The sequence below is a fragment of the Pseudomonas sp. On1 genome, assembly GCF_033783325.1.
This window is the reverse complement of the sequence record NZ_JAWPOA010000003.1, coordinates 43,098-66,300: the sequence shown is the minus strand read 5'-3', so window position 1 is coordinate 66,300 and position 23,203 is coordinate 43,098. Positions and strand designations below refer to the sequence as shown.

General features: G+C 64.2%; 17 protein-coding genes. 16 read left to right on the top strand and 1 reads right to left on the bottom strand.

All coding sequences use genetic code 11. From position 1 onward, the window contains the following. Positions 1-50 precede the first annotated feature (50 nt). From R5C80_RS03670 to R5C80_RS03635, 8 genes are all read left to right on the top strand, one after another. Complete coding sequence (locus tag R5C80_RS03670; RefSeq protein WP_023629912.1) at positions 51-1,013, top strand: SCO family protein; 963 nt, start codon at positions 51-53, stop codon at positions 1,011-1,013. Between the two features lie 202 nt (positions 1,014-1,215). Further along, positions 1,216-4,446: a DEAD/DEAH box helicase gene (locus R5C80_RS03665; RefSeq protein WP_319049813.1), complete on the top strand. Its 3,231-nt coding sequence runs from the start codon at positions 1,216-1,218 to the stop codon at positions 4,444-4,446. A 99-nt stretch (positions 4,447-4,545) separates the two neighbouring features. Then, positions 4,546-5,823 (top strand): bifunctional O-acetylhomoserine aminocarboxypropyltransferase/cysteine synthase, encoded by a 1,278-nt coding sequence (locus R5C80_RS03660; RefSeq protein WP_023629910.1) that lies wholly within the window; start codon positions 4,546-4,548, stop codon positions 5,821-5,823. A gap of 62 nt (positions 5,824-5,885) precedes the next feature. Then, complete coding sequence (locus R5C80_RS03655; protein ID WP_263158473.1) at positions 5,886-6,650, top strand: hypothetical protein; 765 nt, start codon at positions 5,886-5,888, stop codon at positions 6,648-6,650. Between the two features lie 272 nt (positions 6,651-6,922). Next, positions 6,923-7,789, top strand: coding sequence for a hypothetical protein (locus R5C80_RS03650; protein WP_319049812.1), 867 nt, complete (start codon positions 6,923-6,925; stop codon positions 7,787-7,789). A 223-nt stretch (positions 7,790-8,012) separates the two neighbouring features. Next, a complete protein-coding gene (locus R5C80_RS03645) occupies positions 8,013-9,323 on the top strand; it encodes a hypothetical protein (RefSeq protein WP_181425918.1) in 1,311 nt (436 codons plus the stop codon). A 165-nt stretch (positions 9,324-9,488) separates the two neighbouring features. Beyond that, positions 9,489-11,243, top strand: a complete 1,755-nt coding sequence (locus tag R5C80_RS03640) for a flavin monoamine oxidase family protein (protein ID WP_110605676.1) — start codon at positions 9,489-9,491, stop codon at positions 11,241-11,243. Then, positions 11,240-12,919, top strand: a complete 1,680-nt coding sequence (locus tag R5C80_RS03635; protein ID WP_094010384.1) for an alpha-keto acid decarboxylase family protein — start codon at positions 11,240-11,242, stop codon at positions 12,917-12,919. The genes R5C80_RS03640 and R5C80_RS03635 overlap by 4 nt, the downstream gene beginning before the upstream one ends. A gap of 84 nt (positions 12,920-13,003) precedes the next feature. Here R5C80_RS03635 and R5C80_RS03630 read toward each other — a convergent pair whose 3' ends face one another. Then, the gene (locus tag R5C80_RS03630) at positions 13,004-13,300 is read right to left on the bottom strand and encodes a DUF3077 domain-containing protein (RefSeq protein ID WP_181425919.1); all 297 of its coding nucleotides are present in this window, start codon (positions 13,298-13,300) and stop codon (positions 13,004-13,006) included. A gap of 368 nt (positions 13,301-13,668) precedes the next feature. Here R5C80_RS03630 and R5C80_RS03625 point away from each other — a divergent pair, with 368 nt between their 5' ends. From R5C80_RS03625 to R5C80_RS03590, 8 genes are all read left to right on the top strand, one after another. Beyond that, positions 13,669-14,574, top strand: a complete 906-nt coding sequence (locus tag R5C80_RS03625; protein WP_023629779.1) for an AraC family transcriptional regulator — start codon at positions 13,669-13,671, stop codon at positions 14,572-14,574. Between the two features lie 236 nt (positions 14,575-14,810). Next, entirely contained in the window at positions 14,811-16,121 is a 1,311-nt protein-coding gene (locus R5C80_RS03620) for an ABC transporter substrate-binding protein (protein WP_094010387.1), read from the top strand. Positions 16,122-16,192: 71 nt separating this feature from the next. Then, complete coding sequence (locus R5C80_RS03615) at positions 16,193-17,116, top strand: carbohydrate ABC transporter permease (protein ID WP_038705865.1); 924 nt, start codon at positions 16,193-16,195, stop codon at positions 17,114-17,116. 10 nt (positions 17,117-17,126) lie between these two features. Beyond that, positions 17,127-17,960, top strand: coding sequence for a carbohydrate ABC transporter permease (locus R5C80_RS03610; protein ID WP_046856056.1), 834 nt, complete (start codon positions 17,127-17,129; stop codon positions 17,958-17,960). A gap of 54 nt (positions 17,961-18,014) precedes the next feature. After that, the gene (locus R5C80_RS03605) at positions 18,015-19,127 is read left to right on the top strand and encodes a sn-glycerol-3-phosphate ABC transporter ATP-binding protein UgpC (protein ID WP_319049811.1); all 1,113 of its coding nucleotides are present in this window, start codon (positions 18,015-18,017) and stop codon (positions 19,125-19,127) included. 11 nt (positions 19,128-19,138) lie between these two features. After that, complete coding sequence (locus R5C80_RS03600; RefSeq protein ID WP_319049810.1) at positions 19,139-20,608, top strand: mannitol dehydrogenase family protein; 1,470 nt, start codon at positions 19,139-19,141, stop codon at positions 20,606-20,608. Between the two features lie 16 nt (positions 20,609-20,624). Further along, the gene (xylB, locus tag R5C80_RS03595) at positions 20,625-22,115 is read left to right on the top strand and encodes a xylulokinase (protein ID WP_319049809.1); all 1,491 of its coding nucleotides are present in this window, start codon (positions 20,625-20,627) and stop codon (positions 22,113-22,115) included. Between the two features lie 41 nt (positions 22,116-22,156). After that, positions 22,157-23,101, top strand: a complete 945-nt coding sequence (locus R5C80_RS03590) for a carbohydrate kinase (protein ID WP_319049808.1) — start codon at positions 22,157-22,159, stop codon at positions 23,099-23,101. The last annotated feature ends 102 nt before the right edge of the window (positions 23,102-23,203 follow it).

Here is a 23,203-nt window from a genome sequence, read left to right as displayed (position 1 = left end):
AGCGATGGCCTGCATCGCAGGCCCCATCAGATATCCAAGAGGGTAAGACCATGCCCCACACCTGGCGTCTGCTGCTCCCCCTGCTGATCATCCTCAGCCTGCCTTGCGCCCTGCCCCCGACCAGCGCCAGCGCTGACCCCGACACCCCCTGGGGCGCCGATTACTTCCCCAACATCCCCCTGCTCACCCAGGACGGCCAACAGGTGCGCTTCTTCGACGACCTGATCAAGGACAAGGTGGTGGCCATCAACTTCATCTTCACCGGCTGCGGCGACTCCTGCCCGGTGGAAACCGCGCGCCTGCGCCAGGTACAGAAGCTGCTGGGCGAACGCGTCGGCCAGGACATCTTCATCTACTCGATCAGCATCGACCCCTACAACGACACCCCTGCCACCCTCAAACGCTACGCCGAGAAATTCGCTATCGGCCCGGGCTGGACACTCCTCACCGGCGAGGCCGCCGACATCGAACAACTGCGACGCAGCCTGGGCCTGTACATCGAGGGCCTGGAGAATGGCCGCAGCAAGGACCACAACCTCAGCCTGATCATCGGCAACCAGGCCACCGGCCGCTGGATGAAGGCCTCGCCCTTCGAAAGCCCGTACATCCTCGCCGACCGCCTGGCCAACAGCCTGCACAACTGGAAAACCGCCAGCGCCCAACACCGCGACTACACCCAGGCCCCCGACATCCGCCCGCCCAGCACAGGCGAGCAACTGTTCAGGACCCGCTGCTCGTCGTGCCACACCCTGGGAGACGCCGAGCCTGGAGCCACCCATGGCATCGGCCCGGACCTGCTCGGGGTGACCCGGCAGCGTGAAGAGGCTTGGCTCAAGCGCTGGCTGATGGAGCCCGACCAGATGCTCGCGGAGAAAGACCCCTTGGCGATGCTGCTGTTCGCGCAGTACAACCAACTGGCGATGCCCAACATGCGATTGGGGGAAACAGAAGTGGCGGCGCTGATCGGCTACCTCGAAGAGGAAACGACACGCTTGCAGCGCCCCGCTCAGTGACCACCGACCTTAGCGTAAAGCCACTACCAATATCATATGGCTACCAATACACGCTAAGCTTGCGGCCAGCCTGAGCATCCGCGCAAGCAGGCGGGACGCCTGTTCATTGCTGCGGATGCCTTCAAGCGCTGAAACTACCGCCACTCACTTTGAACCACCATCGCTTGGCGCAAAGCCAAACAAATCGCTGACAAGGATGTTGATGAACTCTTCAAGCATCGTGCGTTATTGGCACGCCGTCGAGCTCCTGCAGCCGCAGGCCGCCCCGAAGAAAAAGAAGCGTAACAAGGATTACGAACCATTCTTCCAGGACCTGCCGATCACCGCCCGCTCGCTCCCCTGGTCAGCGACGAACGTGCTGGGTCGACAGCGGCTGCCAAACAAGCGGGTCTGGAGTCACACGCTTTACGCCCATCTCTACGACAGCCTGCACGTCGCTCGCCGACTCGAAGCGCTGTACGGTGCGGATCAAGGCTACAAAGAGCCGCAAACCAGAGAGTCGGCTCTGTTCTCGCTGAAATTCGACGAGTTGGGGCAGATGGTCGTCGACAGCTTCGTACTGTCCAGCGAAGCATGGTTCCTTGGCTGCGCTATCCACAAGCGAGACTGGACATCGGGCTTCGAAGACACGCAGAACGCTTTGCGCGAGGACAGCAAGCGCCTGCTCGGTGGCGTGGTGAGCGCTGACGCCCTGGAAGAAATGACCTGGCAGGTTCGACATCATCTCGGGCTGGACGAGTTCTTCGGTGCCCAGAACCGTCAGCATCGCTTCCGCTCCCAGCCGGTCGATCCGAAGCAACCCGAGCAGGAAGACGATCCCCTTAACAGTTTCCTGCTCGACGACCTGGTCAAGGTAGCTAGCGCACTTGATCAGGGCCACGTCAGCCCGCCACTGGCACGTTACCTGACAGAGCAACACAGCGAACCGCGCTTGCATCTGGATAGCCGCGATGCCGACCTGCCCTTGATTCGATGCCTGGCCCCCGCTCGCTATCCCAAGGGTTGCTGGCCGGCAGACCGCCATCTGGGCTTGGTTCACTCACAACAAGTGGCGATCAACAGCCTGCTCGAGACCCTGGGAGACAGCCATGGGCTGATGGGGATCAATGGCCCGCCTGGCACTGGCAAGACCACTCTGTTGCGAGACCTGATCGCAGCAGTCGTCACCGAACGAGCGGACGTACTGGCGTCATTCGAAAAAGCCTCCGACGCCTTCCTGCAGGATGGCCGAGAGGTAGCCAGCGACGGAGGCACCTGCCGAACGACCTACGCGCTGCATCCAGACCTGCTGGGGTTCGAAATCGTCGTCGCCTCCTCGAACAATGGCGCCGTCGAGAACATCACGCTCGAGCTGCCACAGCAGGACAAGATCGATGCCTCCTGGCTGCCGCAAGCCGCGTATTTCAGCGAACTGGGAGGGCTAGTCAGCGGCCAGCCAGCCTGGGGGCTGGTCTCCGCCGCGCTGGGCAGCAAGGCCAAGCGCAAGCAGTTCGTGGAACGTCTTCTTGATGGCAGGCGCCCTGCAAAGACGTCGAAGGCGGGGCTCCCCGTCGAAGCCGCAGAGCTTGAGGACGACAACGACGACATGGATGGCCTCGGCGCTTCGAGCGCACCTGCACCACAGCCCCCCTCTCCCGAGCTGCCTCCTGTGCAGGGCATGACAGCCTGGTTGAACGAGCGCATACCGCGCAGCAAGGCACTGACGACCACCGAAAAAGCCAGGGTCTGGCAGAGCGCTATTGCCCGCTATCGCCAGGCTACTCAGGCGGAGCAGGCTGCTCGCGCCCAGCTCGACAGGTTACTCACACAAATCGATGCCGTAGTCGCTGCCCGCCAGCAGGTCAAACAGGCTGAACAGGCTCGCCAGACTCACGTCGAAGCGCTTCGCTCGCTTTCCGATCGGCAACGCGAAGTCGAAAGCAGCACGCTACAACCGGCCCGTGAACAATTGCGCCAGGCGCTGCAGGCGATTACCGCACACAGTGCAGAAAAACCCGGCCTATTGGCCAGCCTGCTGAGCCTCTGGGGTGCCCGTCGAGCCTGGGCCGCACGACAGCGGCTACTGGACAGCGGCCACGCCCTGGCACGCGAAGCATTCGCCAGTGCCGAGCGCCAGGTCCAAGAGCTGTGCGCACGCCGAGACGCAGCGGCTCAACAACTGGCGCAGGACGAACAAGCCATCGCCCAAGCCATAGATCTGGCTACCACGCAGATCGAAACTACCCGCAGCCTTGCCCTTGCTGGCGAGGCCAGGCACTTGCTGACTTGGCTTGAGCGTGGCGAACTCGATCGCAGCGCCAGCACCGAACTGCGCGAACCCTGGATGCTTGACGGCTGGCGGCAGGCCAGGGCCAACGTGTTCATCGAAGCGCTGGCGCTGCACCGCACTTTCTACGAACTCGAGCCCACTCGCCTGAAGGCCAACCTCGATTTCATTACCAGCGTGATCTGCAACGGCCATTTCGCCGGGATGTCACCGAACGCCCTGCGCTGCGCTTGGGCATCGCTGTTCATGCTGGTACCGGTACTGAGCAGCACTTTTGCTTCCTTCGCGCGTTCGTTCGGCAGCTTCGGCTGCGGCGAGATCGGCTGGTTGCTGGTGGATGAAGCCGGGCAGGCCACGCCACAGGCAACGGTCGGCGCCTTGTGGCGCTCACGCAGGGCGGTACTGGTTGGCGACCCCTTGCAGCTCAAGCCTATCGTCACTGTTTCCGACGCGGTCCTTGAATACATGCGCAACAAGTATCAGGTGAACGCGCACTGGCTGCCCAATCGCTACAGCGCCCAAGGCCTGGCCGACCTCGGCACCTCTTGGGGACGCATGGCCGGCCCCAGGGCTGGAAAGCGCTGGATAGGCCTACCTCTGGTGGTGCACCGCCGCTGTGACAAACCTATGTTTGATCTGGCCAACCTCATCGCCTACGACAATGCCATGGTATACGGCACGCTTACCCCTAGCCCAGACAAGGAAACGCCCGCCAGCCTGCCCACGGGGTGGATTCATGTGGCCGGCCCTTCAAGTGGCAATTGGGTAGAGAATGAAGGCATTGCGCTCGAACGCCTGCTTGCCAAGCTCGATGTCGACGGTGTGAAGCGCTCTGATATCGCCGTGATCACGCCATTCCAGGACGTGCGCAACCAGCTCAAGGGCCGCCTTCCAGAGAAGATGGTGCACGGCACGATCCACACCATGCAAGGCAAGGAGGCCGCCGTCGTCATCCTCGTGCTTGGCGGCAACAGCGAGCAACGCGGTGCTCGCGACTGGGCCGTTGAACAGCCAAACCTGCTCAACGTGGCGGCTACCCGCGCCAAACGCCGGCTTTATGTGATTGGCGACTACCACGATTGGTCTACACGCCTGCACTTGCGGGATGTCATGCATTGGCTGCCACTGCTCAACAGACAGCCGGTAACGATCAACGCGCCCGCCTGACAACCGCTGACAGCGGTCTCGGGAGGCTCGCCCCTTGACCGCCGTGTCGCCATGACTCCATGCTCGTCCGCTTCCACCCCACGCTCAAGGAATGACCGCATGAAGCTGGAAACACTCGCCATCCACGCGGGCTTCAGCCCCGACCCGACCACCAAGGCGGTGGCCGTGCCGATCTACCAGACCACCTCGTTCGCCTTCGACGACACCCAGCACGGGGCCGACCTGTTCGACCTCAAGGTGGCCGGGAACATCTACTCGCGCATCATGAACCCCACCAACGATGTGCTCGAACAGCGCATGGCCGCCCTTGAAGGCGGGGTGGGTGCGCTTGCGGTGGCCTCGGGCATGGCCGCCATCACCTACGCCATCCAGACCGTGGCAGAAGCCGGCGACAACATCGTCTCGGTGGCCAAGCTGTACGGCGGTACCTACAACCTGCTGGCGCACACCCTGCCGCGCCAGGGCATCACCACCCGCTTCGCCGCCCACGACGACATCGCCGCCCTCGAGGCACTGATTGATGATCGCACCAAGGCGGTGTTCTGCGAGTCCATCGGCAACCCTGCCGGCAACATCGTCGATATTGCCGCGCTGGCGGAGGCCGCCCACCGCCACGGCGTGCCGCTTATCGTCGACAACACCGTGGCCACGCCTATCCTCTGCCGCCCGTTCGAACACGGCGCCGATATCGTCGTGCACTCGCTGACCAAGTACATCGGCGGCCACGGCACCAGCATCGGCGGCATCGTCATCGACTCGGGCAAATTCCCCTGGGCCGATCACAAGCAACGTTTCGCCCTGCTCAATACCCCCGACCCGTCCTACCACGGCGTCACCTACACCGAAGCTTTCGGCCCTGCCGCCTTCATCGGCCGCTGCCGCGTGGTGCCGCTGCGCAACACCGGTGCCGCGCTGTCGCCGTTCAATGCCTTCCTGATCCTGCAAGGCTTGGAGACCCTGGCCCTGCGCATGGAGCGCCATACCGAGAATGCGTTCAAGGTTGCCCGCTTCCTGCAGGAACACGACCAGGTGGCCTGGGTGAAGTACGCAGGCCTGCCGGACCACCCCGAACATGCCCTGGCCCAGCGCTATACCAGTGGCAAACCGGCGTCGATCCTCTCGTTCGGCATCAAGGGTGGCCAAGCGGCCGGGGCCCGCTTCATCGATGCGCTGCAATTGGTGGTGCGCCTGGTGAATATCGGCGACGCCAAGTCGCTGGCCTGCCATCCTGCCTCCACCACCCACCGCCAGTTGAACGATGAAGAGCTGGAAAAAGCCGGCGTACCACGGGACATGGTGCGCCTGTCGATAGGTATCGAGCACAGCGACGACATCATCGCCGACCTTGCCCAGGCCCTGGAAGCCAGTCGCGGCTGATCCACCCGCGCCCCACCTGATACCGACGGCGGGCGCCTCTTGCAGGACCGGAACCGCGCGCAATGACCCTCTTCTACCTGAAACTCCTCGTCACCCCGCTGCTGATGTGGGCCATCTCTCTCGCCTCACGGCGCTGGGGAGGCCTGCTCGGCGGCTTGCTGTCCGGCCTGCCGATCACCTCGGCCCTGGTGATGACCTTCCTGTGCCTGGAACAGGGCAGCGCGTTCGCCCTGGGCGCGGTGCCGGGTGCGTTGGGCGGCCTGGCCGCGGTGCAAGCCACCTACACCTTCTACTTGTTCGCCACGCGTAGGGTCAGCATCACTGCGGCGGTATCCCTGGCGATCCTGTTCTATGGCCTGGCGGCCTACGCCTTCACTCACTGGGGTGGGCTTTACCTTTCGGTCGGCGTGGCGCTGCTGCTGATCGGCGTGCTGATCCGCGCCAGCGGCCGCGAGCCCAGGCCAGATACGCTTGCCCGGCCTCGGCACCGCTATTGGGAGATCCCCCTGCGCATGGTGTCCGCCACCGCGCTGCTGATGCTCACCACCAGCCTGGCCAGTTGGCTGGGGCCGGCGACCAGCGGGATGTTGGCGCCGATCCCGGTAATTGCCTGGCCGTTGGTGGTGTTCGCCCATGTACAGGGCGGCCGCGCCGGGATGGCAGCGATGGTGCGGGGCAATGCGATTGGGGCGGTGGGGGTGATTGCGTTTTATCTGGCGATGGCGGGGTTGCTGGAGCGGTTGGGAGTTGCCGTGACCATCAGCCTGGCGATGACCATTGCCGTGATGATGACTTTCACGCTGGCTACAGCATTGCGCCGAGTTTGAGCTTGTGGCGCGAGCCTGATCAGGATGCTTACCAGCCTTCCCCGTCCGGGCGCCCTGATAACGAAGACAACCTACCAGTGACAAATGATGCCAAAACGATACCATCCCGTCCTGGCACTTGAACCCGCCAGAGACCCGCTCGAGACAGCATCAACGCAACGTCTCCCCAGTCAGCGATACAGGCAACGGCACGGAGCAACACAGTGGCATCAAACGCTTTTGAAACACTGGGACTGGCTATCAGGTCCCATTTCATCCCCGCTCATTGGACCGTGGAAAACCTGCAGCAAATCCCCTTCACCGGCACCCTCGTAATGTGGATGCTCTTTTTCGCCATCGCAACGATCATCCCTATGAAACTGCGTACGACACGTGGCCAGTTCATGGGTTTTATCGTCGCCACGGCGGGGGCCATCATCATCAGTTTCAGTACCGTCTCAACGGGTCTGAAGACCAAGGAGCACCTAACCTACCGCCAGACGCATCTCGAACGACTCCACGAAGCCTTCAAGACCCCACCACTGAATGCCGAAGAAGCCGCGTTGAGGCGAGAGCAGATCAACGCTGCCGAAACCGACATCTTTCATGACAAGATCACCATCGACCTCACTGGATTCATGCTGAGCTTCGCTGCAATGACCTTGGGCGGTCTGGGAGCAGGCCTGGTGACGGCTGCTGTCACGGCGACACGCAGCAGAGAGGAGGAAGAACAGCTTGAACGACTGCCATTCATGAAGCTGTTGGATCTGTTGCGGTACTTGTCCAGCTACGTGCTGGTGAGCGCTCCGGTCATCGCCTTGGCGACATGGCTGACGTCCCGATTGACCTGCACACCCAGCGGACCGGTAGACAGCATGCGCAGCGCTATCGTGGCTGGATTCGCGATCTCATGGGTAATGGCAGCCGTGGCCTATTCACTGGCCTACATCCTGGCGCAAAACAAACCACTGCCGTTTGTTCCTGTCATTTTCGGAGCATTGACTGCAGCCCTCTACCTTATGACCCTGTCCCTGAGTCTTTCCGTGCTGGCCCCTGGATGGCTGCTCGTCCTTTGCCTGCTCTGCCTCCCGCTCTATGCCAGGATCAGAAGAAGATTCTACAGTCCACTACGTCGTATCGGCCAGCCCGGACACCGCTAGGGTCTTTACGAACGTGTCTGCGCGAAGGCCAGCCAAGGCGAAACGGGGGAAGAAGCGGAGTGTACTGGGAGTACATGAGCACTCCGGCCCCCGTTTCAACGCAGTATGGGCGAGTGCAGATGCATTTCGTACAGAGCCCAAAGCCATGCAGCCCGCCCCCTCGAATCATTGGCGACGCAAACTAGTCGTCAGCACACGCTCAACTGATGACATGGAGCACAAGATGCTTGCAACCACTTACCTGAAACTTCCCGTAGTCGAGCAATTCGTTGACTGGCTGGCCGGCAACCTGGACAACGACACTCTCTCCCACCGCTACCACAACCGCCGTACCGGCCCCTGGCAGTGCGCGAGTCTTCATGACGCCTACTGCCAGTACACCTGGCCCGCGTCGACGGGCACCACCTTCGATGACAATGCGGTCGACCTCGACAAGTGGAAAAGCGCCTTGCAACACGCACTTACCCCACTACCAGACGATGCTGCTGCCTGCGCCGCGACCACTGGAGTGATGGGCTGGGGCGGTGTGCAGGCGGGCAATGTGCTCTGGCTGCACACCAATCAGACAGGCCTGGCAAAGACGCTGATCGAGGTGCGCAATGCGCTGGACTCGGGAAACATCGACACCCTTGCGCACTCGCTGCGTTTCAATGCAGGGATGACCAAGGTGTATTCGTTGCTCTGCCGAAGCCTGATCATCTACGACAGCCGTGTGGCCGCGGCGTTGGGATGGGCAGTGACCTTGTTCTGTCAGGACAGGCAACTGACAACGGTCCCGGCGGCACTGGACTTCCCCTGGGCACCGGCAAAGAACGCGCCGGACGCCGCCAATCCGAAATGGCGCAACCCTTCCACTGCGGGGCTGATCTTCCAGTCCTTGAAATCCGGGGTGTTACACGCGAAATGGAACATGCGCGCAAGTTGGCTTCTCGAAGCGGTGCTGGCGCACGCAAAAGCGCAGACCAGCCAGTTCGCAGCCTTGCCTGGACAAACACGATTGCGCGCTGTAGAGGCTGCGTTGTTCATGATCGGCTACGACTTGCCGACATGCGCCAGTGCCCTACCCGCGCCGACGGTAAAACGCCGCTGCGCAATGACGACCTTGGGTGACGACTGGCATGAATGCCTGACAAAAGGCCACAGGGTGAATTTTCATTACCGCATTACCTCCAAGGGCGTCAGAACCCAGCCAGGGCGGCTGTTTCCAATCGCAACGATCAACGCCACGCTTGAATACTTGCGCGCAAACCTGAAGGGGGCACCTTTTCCCTTGGCCAATCATGCCGTGAAGGCTCGCCAGCCTAGTGCTGCGCTTGGCCTGGGACATGCCTACTTCGCAACCACCGGCCGCAACCCACCCGACACCAGCAAACTGGCAGCCGTACTGGAGGACCTGCAACTGATCCAGCGAGTGGCCGTGCCGGGTAATGGCAACCTGCACTGGCGCATCAGCCCAGCGTTGCTCGCCACCTCCGATGGGATCGATATCACACCCTGGGTCGACGAGTTCCTGAAGGTACAGTCGGAAGTCTGAATGGTTGCTGGCAGCCCCCGCCAGAACTCACCTATACAGACCTGCAATCACGCGATTAACGGCCATCCATAAATTCGATGATGGCAAACTGGCATTCCGCCAAACCTCGACAATACTGGCTCGTCACATGGATTCCTTGCCCACAACAACAAAAGGGAATTTGCGATGAGCCAGCCCCAACCCTTGGACGTCGCCATCATCGGCGGCGGTGTCTCCGGTACCTACAGCGCCTGGCGCCTGCAACAGGCCCATGGCGACAGCCTGCGTATCCAGTTGTTCGAATATGGCGACCGCATCGGCGGGCGGCTGTTCAGCGTCAAGCTGCCCGGCTTGCCCAATGTGGTCGCCGAGGTGGGCGGCATGCGCTACATGCCCGGCGCCGACGGCCATGTCATGGTCGACACCCTGGTGCAGCACCTGGGCCTGCCGAGCAAGGACTTCCCCATGGGCAACGAACTGCCCAAGGACGCGCCCATCGGCGCCCAGGACAACCTGTTCTACCTGCGCGGCCAGCGCTTCCGTTTCCGCGATTTCGTCGAGGCGCCGCACAAGATTCCCTACGACCTGGGCTGGACCGAGCGCGGCTACAACCCCGAAGACCTCCAGGTCAACGTGATGAACAGCATCTATCCCGGGTTCGACAAGCTGAGCCTGGCCGAGCAGATGCAGGTACAGGTATTCGGCAAGCCGATCTGGCGCTACGGTTTCTGGGACCTGCTCTACCGCGTGCTGAGCAACGAGGGCTACCAGTTCATGAAGGACGCCGGCGGCTACGAGGCCAACGTCGCCAACGCCAGCGCCGTGACCCAGCTGCCCGCCACCGAATACAGCGACGCCACCGTGTTCCGCACGCTCAAGGATGGCTTTCAGAGCCTGCCGCTGACCCTGGCCCAGCGCTTCAGCGAACAGGCCGGCGGCCTGGTGCCCGCCGACCAGCGCATCCAGATGAACCGCCGCCTGGCCGCCCTGAGCTACAGCGATGACACCGAGTACCCCTACCGCCTGCACCTGCGCCACACCGAGACCGTCAACGGCAAGACCCACGACCTCGAAGGCGAGGACATCGTCCACGCCCGCCAGGTGATCCTCGCCCTGCCGCGCCGCGCGCTGGAGCTGATCGACTCGCCGCTGTTCGACGACCCGTGGCTCAAGGACAACCTCGGCTCGGTGCTGGTGCAGTCGGCGTTCAAGCTGTTCCTGGCCTATGAGCAACCCTGGTGGCGCAACCTGGGCCTGGTGGCCGGGCGTTCGGTCACCGACCTGCCGATCCGCCAGTGCTACTACATGGGCACCGAGTGCGATCAGGCCGGTGGCGAAAACACCTTCAACTCGCTGCTGATGGCCTCCTACAACGACATCGGCACCGTGCCGTTCTGGAAAGGACTCGAAGACGGCCCCGAATTCACCGGCTACACCCCGCGCAGCCTCGAAGGGCGCATCGCCAATGACGCGGTGGTGCCGCGCACGCAGTTCCAGATCAGCGACGAGATGGTGCGCATCGCCCAGCGCCAGGTCACCCAGCTGCACGCCCAGGTCGAGCTGCCGGCGCCCTACAGCGCCGTGTACCACGCCTGGGACGCCGACCCCTACGGTGGCGGCTGGCACGAGTGGAAGGCCAACTACCGCCTGGACCTGATCATCCAGAAGATGCGCCACCCGGTTAAGGACCAGCAGGTGTTCATCGTCGGCGAGGCGTATTCCTATGGCCAGGGTTGGGTCGAGGGCGCGCTGACCACCGCCGAGTCCGCCTTGCAGGAGTTCTTCGAACTGCCGCGCCCCAACTGGCTGCCGGCCAGCTACCAGCTGCTGCCGACCCCGGCACCGGAAGAGATCGACTACGCCACCCCGCCCATGCCCAGCCACGCGCCGCAGGTGCTCGAAGCTATCACCCAGGCCATCTGCGCGGGGGTCAAGCCATGAGCACTTTTACCGTGGCCGACTACCTGCTGACCCGGCTCAAGGAGCTGGGCCTGGACAAGGTGTTCCAGGTGCCTGGGGATTATTGCTCCAGGTTCATGAGCGCGCTGGACGCCTTCGACGGCATCGATGCCGTGGGCGAAATCTACGAGATGGGCGCCGCCTACAGCGCTGACGGCTACGCCCGGGTGCACGGACTGGGCGCGGTGTCGCTGCAGTACGGGGTGGGCACTTTCAGCGCAGTTAACGCCATCGCCGGGGCCTACGTGGAGCGCAACCCGGTGGTGGTGATCTCCGCCAGCCCCTCCACCAGCGACCGCCTCAAGGCCAATGCCCAGAACGTGTTGTTCCACCACTCCACCGGCAACTTCGAGGCCGACCGCAACGTGCTGGAGCAGGTGACCGTGGCCTGCGAGATACTGTCCGATCCGCACCGCGCGCCGTGGCAGATCGACAACGCGCTGATCGCGGCGCTCACCCACCGCCAGCCCATCTACCTGGAGGCCTATCAGGACATCTGGGGCGCCGAGGTCAGTCGCCCCCACGGCCAATTGACCCCCGCCCCGCGCCCGTCCAACCCCCAGGCTTTGCAAAGCCTGGTCGAGGCCAGCGTGCAACGCCTGGCCACGGCGCGCCAGCCGCTGGTGCTGCTGGGGGTGGAGATCATTCGCTACGGTTTGCAGGACGCCGTGCAACGCCTGATCGACAGTTGCGGCCTGCCCTTCTCCACCACCCTCGACGCCAAGACCGTGCTCGACGAAAGCCAGGCGCCATTCATCGGCACCTATGCCGGCCCCGCCTCCCGCCCGGAAACCTCGGCCCGGGTGGATGCCTGCGACTGCATCCTGGCCATTGGCGTGATCTTCACCGACGACTACCTGGACCTGCTCAAGGCCCGCTATGGCGAAATCGTCCAGGTCAACTGCGAACTGGCCCGCGCCGGCGCCGACTACTACCCCAACGTGCGCCTGCCCGACTATGTCGAGGCCCTGCTCAAGGCCCTGAAGGTGGATACCCAGTTCCCCCGCCCTGGCACCGCCCTGGCCGCCTCGCGCCCGCTGCTGGGCAGCGGCGCGGTGCCCAGCGCGCTGAGTTATGCGAGCTTTTTCGACAGCCTGGTGAACTTCGCCCACGAGCATCGCCTCTGGCAGACCAGCACGCTGATCCTCGGTGAAAGCTCGTCGCTGTATGTGGCCAGCAACATCAACGGCATGCCCCGCGGCAGTTTCATCTCCGATGCCATCTGGGGCTCGCTCGGCCACGAGACCGGCTGCGCCCTTGGCGTGGCGCTGGGCAGCGGCCGGCGCCCGGTGGTAGTGGCCGGCGATGGCGGGTTCATGATGGTCAGCCAGTCGCTGGCAGCACTGGCGCGCAATAAGGTCAATGCGGTGGTGTTCGTGATGAGCAACCAGGTGTATGCGATCGAGCAGGCCTTCGTCGACCCTGATGCGTTCACGCCAGAAGGTGAATTCGCGCCGTTCGACACCTTGCCCGCGCTGGACTATACAGCGCTGGCCTGCGGCTATGGCGCGCTGGGGTATCGGGTGGAAACGGTGGACGAGCTGGAACGCTTGCTGCCGCAGCTGCTGATGGTTGTGCAGCGGCCAGTACTGGTGGAGGTGAAGATTGCCGAGAAAGACTTTGCCGAGCAGATCAAACGGTTAGCCGGGCTGAGTTGATTGCACGGTTGATCGCCACACCTGCCGCCAAACAGTTAGCCGCTTTCGACTGCTCGAAAGCGGCTATTGCGCTGACAGCGCGGCTCAACTGTCGCCCTTCCCCTCGCTCACCGGCAGCTGCCCATCAATCATCGCCTTGGCGATCCCGCTGAGGTAATACGTTGCCCGCATAAGCGTCTGCGCCTCTTTCGGCTTGCTCAACGCCTGCTGCGTGAGCGCGGTGATGCAGCCCAGAATGATCGACGTTTCCTGCAACACCTCGGCCGTCGGCAACCCCGGTACAGCCTGCACCCAGTCGCGTACCGACCGACGCCGGGTACGGCCAACCAGGCTAACGATGTTCAGTACGTCTTTGCCCTTTGCTTGTTCGTCCTTGTCCATGACCCCACCCCCGAAAAAATGAAAGAGCCCGCCGCGTTTCATCGTCTGGCGCCAACGGGCCAAACCGCACGATCCTTGCACGGTGTTCTGCCCAAAGGCCCGGCCAACCCCGAACGGCGAAACACGACGAGCAGGGCGAGACTAAAGGGCCTACCCACTCGCTACAACGGCCCGGCAGGTGGAAAAGCTACCTTTAGGAAATGGACTACACGAACAGCGGAAGAATGGCTGTAGGACCTACAAAATCCGCCTTGAACAAGCACCCGCATGGGACGGTCGCAGCGCATACGCCTACAGCTTTCTGCTCTGCCCTGCTCCGCCACTTCAGGCTAGGATGTCACCTCGCCCCGCCAGGCCCAGCCACTGCCATGCCCAGAACAAGCAAAGTCACTGACCCGTCCTACGAACTGATGGACGACCATGAAGGCGCCTCGCTGATCTACCGCCAGCATGGCTTCCCCAGCCCGCTGGTGCGCTGGCATTTCCACAAGGAATACGAGCTGCACCTGATCGTCGCCAGCGCCGGCAAGGTGTTCATCGGCGACTACATCGGCAACTTCGCTCCCGACACCCTGTTCCTCACCGGCCCCAACCTGCCGCACAACTGGATCAGCCAGGTCGGCCCCGACGAAGTGGTGGGCAAGCGCGACATGCTGGTCAACTTCACTGACGAGGTACTCGAGGACGGCAGCCAGGTGTTCGCCGAGCTCACCCAGCTGGCTCCGCTGCTGGCCCGGGCACGCTATGGCATCGAGTTCCGCGACCCGGCACTGATAAACGAGAGCCGCCAGCTGCTGCAACGTATCGCCGACAGCCGCGGCATGACCCGCCTGGGATACTTTTTTATCCTCATGGAACAGCTCGCCGCCTGCGATGACTACCAACTGCTGTCCACCGTCACCTCTTCGCAACTGGCAGACGAACACAATGTCGAGCGTATCAACCGGGCGGTGGACTACATCTTCCAGCACTACGCCCAAGACCTGAGCCAGAACGAGGTGGCCGAGCACCTGGGCATGACGCCGACCTACTTCTCGCGGTTCTTCAAGCAGGCCGCCGGGCGCGGCTTCGTCGAGTTCGTCAACCGGCTGCGGGTGAGCAAGTCGTGCGAGCTGCTGGCCAAGGGCGAACTGCCGGTGACCGAGGTGTGCTTCGAATCGGGCTTCAGCAACCTGTCGAACTTCAACCGACGCTTTCTGCAACTCAAGGGCATGACCCCTTCGGACTACCGCAGCCTGGTGACCCAGCGCCTGACCGAGCAGAACCGCGCCTGAGCCTTGAGGCTGCTTTGCAGCCCATCGCCGGCAAGCCGGCTCCTACCCCGACCGCAGCGCCTTCAAGCCAGCGCCATCCCCGTGGGAGCCGGCTTGTCGGCGATGGGGCGCGCAGCGGCCCCTGTTCAAGCACTGCAAAAAAGTATCAGCCAAGGTGCAGGCGAGGCTTTGTCGGCGTCGCCGTGCACGGGTGTAATCAGCGCCGAGCGATACAAAAACAATAAGGGAGTTCACTGATGAACGACTCGATCAAGGCCTGCCTGGCCGCCGCCTGCCTCAGCCTGCCGCTGCATGCCCAGGCCGCCGACACCCTGACCATCGCCACGGTCAACAACAATGACATGATCCGCATGCAGCGCCTGGCCAAGGTGTTCGAGCAGCAGCACCCGGACATCCAGCTCAAGTGGGTGGTGCTTGAAGAGAACGTGCTGCGCCAGCGCCTGACCACCGATATCGCCACCCAGGGCGGCCAGTTCGACGTGCTGACCATCGGCATGTACGAAGCCGCGCTGTGGGGTGCCAAGGGCTGGCTGGCGCCGATGACTGACCTGCCCGCCGACTACAACCTCGACGACGTGTTCCCCTCGGTGCGCAACGGCCTGTCGGCCAACGGCACGCTGTACGCCCTGCCCTTCTATGCCGAAGCCTCGATCACCTACTACCGCAAGGACCTGTTCGAGCAAGCCGGGCTGAGCATGCCCGAGCAACCCACCTGGACCCAGCTCGGCGAGTTCGCCGCCAAGCTCAACCACCCCGATCAGGGCCAGTACGGCATCTGCCTGCGCGGCAAGGCCGGTTGGGGCGAGAACATGGCGCTGATCGGCACCGTGGCCAATGCCTTCGGCGCGCGCTGGTTCGATGAGCAATGGCAACCCGAGTTCAGCGGCAGCGAGTGGAAGAACGCGCTGAACTTCTATGTGAACACCCTCAAGCAATACGGCCCGCCCGGCGCCTCCAGCAACGGCTTCAACGAAAACCTCGCGCTGTTCAACAGCGGCAAGTGCGCGATGTGGGTCGATGCCAGCGTCGCCGGCTCGTTCGTCACCGACAAGACTCAGAGCAAGGTCGCCGACCAGGTCGGCTTCACCTTCGCGCCCAAGGAGGTCACCGACAAGGGCGCCACCTGGCTGTACTCCTGGGCACTGGCGATCCCCACCAGTTCCAAATCCAAGGACGCCGCCAGGACGTTCGCCACCTGGGCCACCTCCGAGGCCTACGGCAAGCTGGTGGCCGAGAAAGAAGGCGTGGCCAACGTGCCGCCCGGCACCCGCGCCTCGACCTACAACGACGCGTACCTGGCCGCCGCGCCATTCGCCAAGGTCACCCTCGAATCACTCAAGCGCGTCGACCCCAACCACCCCACCCTCAAGCCCGTGCCCTACGTGGGCATCCAGCTGGTGACCATCCCCGAGTTCCAGGCCATCGGCACCCAGGTCGGCAAGCTGTTCGCCGCCGCGCTGACCGGGCAGATGAAAGTGGACCAGGTGCTGGCCTCGGCCCAGCAATCCACCGAACGCGAGATGAAGCGCGCCGGTTACCCCAAGTAACCCGCAACGCCCCCCGACCGCGCCGAACCCCGGCGCGGTGACCGCCCCTTTTTGCTGCACACGGAGTCGCCATGAACACATCGGCCCTCGACACCCCGAGCCTCGCCACCGCACGCCCCGGCAAACGCCGCGTCGGCCCCGGCTGGTTCCTGGTCAGCCCTTCGGTGGCGCTGCTGCTGTTGTGGATGATCGTGCCCCTGGGCATGACCCTGTATTTCTCGCTGATCCGCTACAACCTGCTGTACCCCGGCGAAAACCAGTTCGTGGGCCTGGAGAACTTCGCCTTCTTCGTCACCGACGCCGGCTTCATGCCCGGCGCCCTGAATACCCTGACCTTGGTCGGCAGCGTGCTGGCGATCAGCGTGGTGCTCGGCGTGCTGATCGCCGCGCTGCTGGAGGCCGGCGAGTTCTGGGGCCGCGGCGTGGTGCGGGTGCTGCTGATCTCGCCGTTCTTCATCATGCCCACGGTCAGCGCGCTGCTGTGGAAGAACCTGATCTTCCACCCGGTGTCGGGCATCCTCGCCGCCGTGTGGCGCCTGTTCGGCGCGCAACCGGTGGACTGGCTGGCGCACTACCCGCTGCTGTCGATCATCCTGATCGTCTCCTGGCAGTGGCTACCGTTCGCCATCCTGATCCTGATGACCGCCATGCAGTCGCAGGATCTGGAACAGAAGGAAGCCGCGCGCCTGGATGGCGCAGGCCCCTTGGCGATCTTCTGGCACCTGACCCTGCCGCACCTGGCGCGGCCCATCGCCGTGGTGGTGATGATCGAGACCATCTTCCTGCTGTCGGTATTCGCCGAGATCTTCACCACCACCAGCGGCGGCCCCGGATACGAGTCCACCAACCTCGCCTACCTGATCTACAACCAGGCGCTGCTGCAGTTCGACGTCGGCATGGCCTCGGCCGGTGGCCTGATCGCCGTGCTGATCGCCAATATCGCCGCCATCGTGCTGGTCCGCATGATCGGCAAGAACCTCACCGCGCGCAGCTGAGGAGCCCGCCATGCTGACACTCAAGCAAACCCGCACCCTGAAAAATGCCCTGCTCGGCCTGCTGTGCTGGGCCATCGCCCTGGTGATCTTCTTCCCGATTTTCTGGATGCTGCTGACCAGCTTCAAGACCGAGCTGGACGCCTTCGCCACGCCGCCGCAGTTCATCTTCGCGCCGACGCTGGAGAACTACCTGCACATCAACGAGCGCAGCGACTACTTCGCCTACGCCTGGAACTCGGTACTGATCTCGTTCTCGGCGACCCTGCTGTGCATGCTTATCGCCGTGCCGGCCGCCTACTCGATGGCCTTCTTCGAAACCCGCCACACCAAGCGCACGCTGCTGTGGATGCTGTCGACCAAGATGTTGCCGCCGGTGGGCGTCTTGATGCCGATCTACCTGCTGGCCAAGCAGTTCGGCCTGCTCGATTCGCGCCTGGCGCTGGTCATCGTCTACACCCTGATCAACCTGCCGATCGTGGTGTGGATGGTGTACACCTACTTCAAGGATATCCCCGTGGACATCCTCGAAGCGGCACGCCTGGATGGCGCCGGCACCTGGCAGGAGATCGTCCGCGTGCTGCTGCCGATCGCCCGCGGCGGGCTGGCCTCGACCCTGCTGCTGTCGTTGATCCTGTGCTGGAACGAGGCGTTCTGGTCGCTGAACCTGACCTCGTCCGCCGCCGCCCCGCTCACCGCGCTGGTGGCCTCCTACTCCAGCCCCGAAGGGTTGTTCTGGGCCAAGCTCTCGGCCGTCTCGACCCTGGCCTGCGCGCCGATCCTGATCTTTGGCTGGATCAGCCAGAAGCAGCTGGTGCGCGGGCTCTCCTTCGGTGCCGTGAAATGATTTCCCGCCATTCCCACGCCAATTCTGTTCTCGCCTCTGACAAGGACACCCACCATGGCTGACCTGAAAATCCGCAACCTGCACAAAGGCTTCGATGGCCACGCCATCATCAAGGGCATCGACCTGGACGTGCGCGACCGCGAGTTCGTGGTGTTCGTCGGCCCCTCCGGCTGCGGCAAGTCCACCCTGCTGCGCCTGATCGCCGGCCTCGAGGTGGTCAGCAGCGGCAGCATCACCCTCGACGGCGCCGACATCACCGACACCGCCCCGGCCAAGCGCGACCTGGCCATGGTGTTCCAGACCTACGCCCTGTACCCGCACATGACCGTGCGCAAGAACCTGTCGTTTGCCCTGGACCTGGCCGGCGTCGCCAAGCACGAGGTCACCGCCAAGGTCGACAACGCCGCGCGCATCCTTGAGCTGCAACCGCTGCTCGAACGCAAGCCGCGCCAGCTCTCCGGCGGCCAGCGCCAGCGGGTGGCGATCGGCCGCGCCATTGTGCGCAACCCGAAGATCTTCCTGTTCGACGAACCGCTGTCCAACCTCGACGCCGCCCTGCGCGTGCAGATGCGCCTGGAGCTGGCGCGGCTGCACCAGGAGCTGGCCGCGACGATGATCTACGTGACCCACGACCAGGTCGAGGCCATGACCCTGGCCGACAAGGTGGTGGTACTCAACGGCGGGCGCGTCGAGCAAGTGGGCTCGCCGCTGGAGCTGTACCACCATCCGGCCAACCTGTTTGTCGCAGGGTTTCTCGGCACGCCGAAGATGGGCTTCCTGCGTGGGCACCTGAGCCGTAACCAGGGCAACCAGTGCGAGGTCGCCCTCGAATGTGGTGCGCGCATCGCCCTGCCGCTGTGCGCGGGCGAGCTGCATACCCGCAGCCAGGTGACCCTGGGGATCAGGCCCGAGCACCTGAGCATCAGCCCGGTGTGCCAGGGCGCGCCGGGGTCGCTGCAGGTGACGGCCGATGTCAGCGAGCGGCTCGGCAGCGACAGCTACTGCCATGTGCGCGCCGCGTCCGGCGAGATGCTCACCGTGCGCGTGCGCGGCGACTTCGCGCCGACCTTCGGCGAGGCCCTGGAGCTGACCTTCGACCCCACCCACTGCCACCTGTTCGACAGCAACGGCCAAGCCCTCGACAAGCGCCTGCAGCAGGCGGCCTAAGGACCTTCAGGATGAAACTCAACCAACACAACCTCCCCCGCCTGGCGGTCGCCCGCCCCAGCTACGACCCAAGCCAATTGCGCCAGGGCATCGTGCACATCGGCGTCGGCGGCTTCCACCGCGCCCACCAGGCCGCCTACACCGACGCCCTGATGAACCTGGGCGAAGGCCTCGACTGGGCCATCTGCGGCGCCGGCCTGCGCCGCGAAGACCGCGCCATGCGCGATGCCCTGGCCGCGCAAGACCACCTCTACACCCTGTTTGAACTGGGTGACCAACCCGACACCCAGGTCCGCGTGATAGCCGCGATCAACGGCATGCTGCTGGCCGAGGACGGCGCCGAAGCGCTGCTGGCCAAGCTCGCCGAACCCGCCATCCGCATCGTCTCACTGACCATCACCGAAGGCGGCTACTGCATCGACGACAGCACCGGCGAATTCCGCGCCGACCTGCCGCAGATCCAGCACGACCTGGCCAACCCGCAAGCCCCGCAGAGCGTGTTCGGCTTCCTCTGCGAAGCCCTGCGCCGCCGCCGCGAGGCCGGCAGTGGGCCGTTCACGGTGATGTCCTGCGACAATCTCCCGCACAACGGCGACGTCGCCCGCAAGGCCCTGCTGGCCTTCGCCCACCTGCAGAACCACGACCTGGCCCGCTGGATCGACGGCCACGTCAGCTTCCCCAATGCCATGGTCGACCGCATCACCCCGATGACCAGCCCCACCCACCGCCAGCAGCTGCTCGAGCGCCACGGCGTCGACGATGCCTGGCCGGTGGTGTGCGAGCCGTTTTTGCAATGGGTGGTGGAAGACAGGTTCGTCGCCGGCCGCCCGGCCTGGGAACAGGTCGGCGTGCAGTTCACCGACGACGTCACGCCCTATGAAGAAATGAAGATCAAGCTGCTCAACGGCAGCCACCTGGCCCTCACCTACCTGGGCTTTCTGCAAGGCTACCGCTTCGTCCACGAAACCCTCGCCGACCCGCTGCTGCAGCGCTACATGCGCACCTTCATGGACCAGGACGTCACCCCGCAACTGGCCCCGGTACCGGGCATCGACCTGACGCGCTACAAGCACAGCCTCACCGAGCGCTTCGCCAACCGCGCCATCGCCGACCAGCTGGAGCGCGTGTGCTCCGACGGCTCGTCGAAATTCCCCAAGTTCATCGTGCCCACCGCCAACCGCCTGATCGCCGACGGCAAGCCCCTGGAGCGCGTGGCCCTGGTGGTGGCCGCCTGGGCCCTGTACCTGCGCGGCGAAGACGAGCACGGCAACCGCTACAGCATCCCCGACCCCCGCGCCGCCGATTGCCAGGCCCGGGTGGCGCAGCGCGACGGCCTGGCTGCCCGGGTGCTCGGCGACGAGGCGATCTTCGGCACGGCGATCCCCGCATCCAAAGCCTTCGTCAGCGCCTTCGAGCGCCTGTACGACAGCTTGCGCGAAGTCGGCGTGAGTGAAACCCTGCGCCAGGTCCTCGGCGACTGAGACGGAGGCTTTCGAAATGGACGGACTGTTCCTCGGCATCGACTGCGGCACCCAGGGCACCAAGGCCCTGGTGCTGGACGCCGGCAGCGGCCAGGTGCTGGGCCTGGGCAGTGCCGCCCATGCGCCGCCCCAAGGTCGCGATGGCCGGCGCGAGCAGGATCCGGCCGACTGGCTGCAAGCCCTGCGCACGGCGGTGTCCGCTGCGTTGCGCGATGCCGGTGTGGATGGCCAGGCCATTCGCGCACTGGCGGTGTCCGGCCAGCAACACGGCCTGGTGCTGCTCGACGCCCAAGGCCAGGTGCTGCGGCCGGCCAAGCTCTGGTGCGACACCGAAAGCGCGCCTGAGAACGCGGAGTTGCTCGATGCACTCGGCGGCGCCCAGGGCTCGCTCGAACGCCTCGGGCTGGTGATCGCGCCAGGCTATACCCTGTCCAAGCTGCTGTGGACCCAGCACCAACATCCCGAACTGTTCGCCCGCCTCGCCCATATCCTGCTGCCCCACGACTACCTGAATTACTGGCTGACTGGTCGCGTCTGCACTGAGCCCGGCGACACCTCCGGCACCGGCTACTACGATGTGCGCCGCCGCGCCTGGGCGACTGATGTCCTTCAGCACATCGAGCCGGGCGAGCGTCTTTTGGCTGCGCTGCCTGAGCTGGTCGAATCCGGCGATTGCATCGGCACCCTGCGCGCACAGGCCGCCACTGCCCTCGGCCTGAGCCCACAGACCTGGGTAGCCACTGGCGGCGGCGACAACATGCTCGGCGCCATCGGCACCGGCAATATCGCCCCCGGCATGATCACCCTGAGCCTCGGCACCTCCGGCACCCTGGCCGCCCACGCCGACCAGCCCCACGTCAGCGCCCAGGGCGAAGTGGCGACCTTCTGCGCCTCCAGCGGCGGCTGGCTGCCATTGATCTGCACCATGAACCTCACCAGCGCCTGCGCCCTGGTGCGCGACCTGCTGGAACTCGACCTCGACCGGTTCACTGAGCTCGCCACCCAAGCCCCGATCGGCGCCGACGGCCTACTGATGCTGCCCTTCTTCGACGGCGAACGCGTGCCCGCATTACCCGAAGCCACGGCCAGCCTACACGGCATGACCAGCGCCAACCTGACCCGCGCCAACCTCTGCCGCGCCGTGCTCGAAGGCACCTGCTTCAGCCTGCGCTACGGCCTCGACCTGCTGCTTGCCAGCGGCCTGCAAGGCAGCGAAATCCGCCTGGTCGGCGGCGCGGCGAAAAGCCCGCTTTGTCGCCAGATACTGGCCGACCTGCTCGGCCTGCCGGTGGTATGCCCCCAACAGACCGAAGCCGCCGCCCTGGGCGCCGCGATCCAGGCCGCCTGGAGCCTCGGCCGCCAGCTGGGCCAGGGCGACAGCCTCGAAACCCTGTGCAAACGCTGCGTCGCCCTCGACGAAAGCACCCGAACCCTGCCCCGCCCGGCGCAACAGGCCGAGTACGAGGTCGCCTATCAACGCTACCGGGATCAACTGCCTGCGCACTGAGCACAGGTATCCTGCCCTTATCAATCGTTCTGGAGAACTGCATGTATCTGGTGTGTGGCGAGGCCCTGTTCGATGTGTTCAGCCTGGAAAACAGCAGACGCAGCAGCGAGCTAGGGTTTACCGCGATTGCCGGCGGGTCGCCGTTCAACGTCGCTGTCGGCCTGCGCCGGCTGGGCGTGGAATCGGCGTTGTTCGGCGGGTTGTCCAGCGACTACCTCGGTGCCCGGCTGCGCCGGGTGCTGGAAGAGGAACGGGTGGACTGCCGCTACGTGGTGACCAGCGCTGCGCCGACCACCCTGGCCATGGTCGGGCTGGATGCCAATGGCTCGGCGCAGTATCAGTTTCGCGGTGAAGGGTGTGCGGATCGGCAGGTGATGCTGGAGCATTTGCCGGTGCTGGATGAGCGTGTGCGGGGGTTGCATGTAGGCTCGTACACCCTGGTGGTGCAGCCCGTGGCCGATACGCTGATGGAGCTGGTGAAGCGCGAGCGGGACCGGCGCTTGATCAGCCTTGATCCGAATGTGCGGCTCAATCCGCAGCCGGATGTGGCGCTGTGGCGGCGGCAGGTGGAGGCGTTTGCTGGGCATGCGCATGTGATCAAGGCCAGTGAGGAAGACATCGGCATCCTCTATCCAGGTCGGGAGGCGCGTAACGTGGCCCGAGGCTGGTTGAACGAGCGGTGCCGGCTGGTGTTCATCACTCATGGGGCTCACGGTGCCAGCGTGCATTGCGCGCATGGGTCATGGCAGCGGCCGGCGGATACTTCGTTGCCGGTTAGCGACACCGTAGGCGCCGGTGACACCTTCCAAGCCGCCGTGCTCGCCTACCTGGCTCGCCTAGGAGCAGACAACCCGGCCGCGATAGCGATGCTCCCCCATAAAACCATCGATGCAATCCTCGCCTACGCAATCCGTGCCGCAGCGATCACCTGCTCCCGAACAGGCCCGAACCTGCCCTTTGAGCATGAATTACCACCGACATTCTGAGGATCATCCATAGCCTGGGAAGCTTTCATACAACGCTTCCCACTCTCATCATTTTTCCCATACCGCCTATCAAAATCCTGACTGAATGTATGCAAATGTAAA